Source organism: Vibrio sp. 10N.222.52.B7, from assembly GCF_041474275.1.
Lineage (GTDB): Bacteria > Pseudomonadota > Gammaproteobacteria > Enterobacterales > Vibrionaceae > Vibrio > Vibrio crassostreae_C.
In genome coordinates this window covers 1-506 of record NZ_JBFRTU010000256.1, presented here as the reverse complement: position 1 = coordinate 506, position 506 = coordinate 1, and the positions used below count along the sequence as shown (strand labels likewise).

Sequence of the window (506 nt, the reverse complement as noted above, 5' to 3'; positions counted from 1 at the left end):
TCTTTTCGGATTATCTCAAAATCATCTTCTGGGGCGAATGAACGGTTTGGAATAGTTTCTGCTTCATCTAAGCTGTCGTTATCAAGCTTACCGAGCGGCTTATCTCCAAACTTTGCTTTCCCTTCTTTTTTACTCGTCCATAGACCATGGAACAATAATGCGGCGATAGCTAATGCGCCAACAATAATGAGTACAAATCGCAATTCCTGCATTTTTCGCTCTCAGCTTTCTTAGTCAACTAGCTATAAACACGCTGTCACTAAGTTGGGTTAATTTGGCTAATCTCACTACTCTATCAAAAGTAGCCACTGTTTTAGAACAACTTAATACAATTAGTTCCTTACATGGTGTGATTTTCACCACGCTTTTTTTCTTAATTTCGGTCGAGTACACTAGACATGTTTGCTATTTAACCAAATTCACATGTGACCTAATTTAAATATGACTATTGAATCTGTTCCCCGCTCCGGCTTTGGCTATTTTATTTTCGGAATAAAAATCGCTTT

The 506-nt window shown here is 37.9% G+C and carries 1 pseudogene; it reads right to left on the bottom strand.

The features are described 5' to 3' along the window. Positions 1-212: pseudogene (locus AB4512_RS22700) on the bottom strand (cell division protein ZipA); the annotation flags it as partial. Positions 213-506 lie beyond the last annotated feature (294 nt).